This is a genomic window from Kribbella sp., from assembly GCF_035655035.1.
Lineage (GTDB): Bacteria > Actinomycetota > Actinomycetes > Propionibacteriales > Kribbellaceae > Kribbella.
In genome coordinates, this window is the sequence record NZ_DASRVN010000090.1 from 1 (window position 1) to 1,744 (window position 1,744).

4 protein-coding genes are annotated in these 1,744 nt (G+C 67.3%); 3 read left to right on the forward strand and 1 reads right to left on the reverse strand.

Annotation, left to right across the window (positions count from 1 at the left end; translation table 11 throughout):
• Positions 1-272 (reverse strand): YceI family protein (locus tag VFF46_RS05380; protein WP_325035894.1); only part of this gene is annotated, 272 nt, incomplete at its 3' end.
• Positions 273-436: 164 nt separating this feature from the next.
• On the opposite strand from VFF46_RS05380, the gene VFF46_RS05385 reads away from it, so the two are divergent.
• The 3 genes from VFF46_RS05385 to VFF46_RS05395 all read left to right on the forward strand — a co-directional run bounded on the left by VFF46_RS05385 (position 437) and on the right by VFF46_RS05395 (position 1,721).
• Complete coding sequence (locus VFF46_RS05385) at positions 437-829, forward strand: hypothetical protein (RefSeq protein WP_325035895.1); 393 nt, start codon at positions 437-439, stop codon at positions 827-829.
• Between the two features lie 87 nt (positions 830-916).
• The gene (locus VFF46_RS05390) at positions 917-1,405 is read left to right on the forward strand and encodes an FBP domain-containing protein (RefSeq protein ID WP_325035896.1); all 489 of its coding nucleotides are present in this window, start codon (positions 917-919) and stop codon (positions 1,403-1,405) included.
• A 64-nt stretch (positions 1,406-1,469) separates the two neighbouring features.
• Complete coding sequence (locus VFF46_RS05395; protein ID WP_325035897.1) at positions 1,470-1,721, forward strand: hypothetical protein; 252 nt, start codon at positions 1,470-1,472, stop codon at positions 1,719-1,721.
• Positions 1,722-1,744: the final 23 nt, after the last annotated feature.

The following is a 1,744-nucleotide window of genomic DNA, read 5'->3' on the forward strand; positions in this document are numbered from 1 at the left end:
GTGATCTCCGGGTGCTCGTCCATCGCCAGGAAGTCGTTGCTGCGCAGGTGCTCGTCGCGCTGGTTGTTCCGGGTGTTGATGCTCTTCGCCTGGATCGTCACCTTGCCGGAAGAGTTCTCCGGGTTCTCGCCGTCGATGTGGAAGGAGCCTTCGAACTCGTCGAACGCACCGCGCACCTTGGTCACCATCGCGTGCCGGGCACTGAAACCGATCCTCGTGTGGGCGGTATCGAGGGTGTAGTCACCGCTCAGGGCGGCGTACTCGTCGGACATCGCGGGTTCCTCCAGAGTTAACTAATTGAAGTTTTCACAGTACAGATTTCACCCTGCACGGCCAGAAGTCCACCCCGTACCCGGCGTGTCCGTGTGGTGAACCCACACAGCCCGGAGAATGGACTGATCCGGTTTCAGCAGGGTGCCGCAGGAGGGTGTGGGGGTTGGCAGAGCAGAAGGTGTACTGCGCGTCGGCGGCGAGCGACGTCTACCGGGCGGTCAGCTCGGTCCTCGGCCGGGAGCGATTCTGGGCCGAGGAGGCACCGGAGGCCGACGGGGTGATCTCGTTCCTGCTCGCCGACGGCCGGCGCGACGAGAGCCGGATCGTGCACGCCGTCCAGGACCAGCTGTACGAGCTGCGGTACTTCGGCAACACCTGGACGTTCCGGCTGCTGCCGGCCGCGGCGGGCGGCACCGACCTGGCGCTGACCTCCGACGACCCGGACGACGTACCCGAACTGGTCTCGCTGCTGCTCCGACTCAAGGCGTCGGTCGACTTCGGCGTCGACCTCCGTAACCACGACGCGAGCCGGAGCACCTACTACGCCGACTCCTGACAGTTGCTTGCGGCAACATGATTAACGAGTTGCACGGTGGGCCGGGCAGCAGGTCTCATAGGTCCTCGAAGGATCGGAGGACCAACCGTGGAACCGCTCAGCGCCGACGAGATCAGGCGCTCGTTCGTCAACTCGACCAAGAGCCAGGTGAAGGCGATGGCGCTGCCGCCGCGGTTCACCGAGCTGCCCTGGGAGTCGCTGGACTTCCTCGGCTGGCGCGACGGCAAGGCGCCGAACCGGGGGTACCTGGTCGTCCGCCGGGCCGGTGGCGTGACCGGGATCGCGCTCAGTACGCAGGCGTCCGGCGCCGCGCGGCGGTTCGCGGGGCTGTGCGACCTGTGCAACACCGCGCACCACGTCAGCGACGTCGCACTGTTCGCCGCCCGGCGCGCGGGCACGGCCGGGCGTGAGGGCAACACCGTCGGGCAGTACATGTGCGCCGACCTCGCGTGCTCGCTGTACATCCGCGGGCTGAAGGACGTCGACGTACCGCAGGGCGAGACCGCCCCGCCCGAGGTTCGCGCCGAACGGCTCGCGACACGGCTCGAGAGCTTCGTACTGCGGGTCCTCGGGTAGCTCCGCGCACTATCCTGGAGACCCCTGCCGGCCCGCATCGAGCGCGCGAGAAAGCGAGTCGCGAATGACCGAGTTCCGCATCACCCATGACATCGCCCAGACCCACCCGGACATCCGCGAACGCCTCACCACCACCACCATCGAGGCGATCAACGAGTCCAGCGCCCGCTCCGCCGACGACGCCGCCCGCATCCTGCGCCACAAACTCGGCGAAATCGGCGTCCACATCAGCGACTCCGCCTGCCTCGCCGCCATCGAACGCATCCGCTCCGGCAAACAACTCCGCTTCGAAATCGAACCCGCCCCCGAAGAGTAAATCCCTCCCGCCCACCCCGAGCC

Coding starts and splice junctions, on each gene's coding strand:
- VFF46_RS05395 (WP_325035897.1), top strand. CDS start 1,470: ATGACCGAGTTCCGCATCACCCATGACATCGCCCAGACCCACCCGGAC.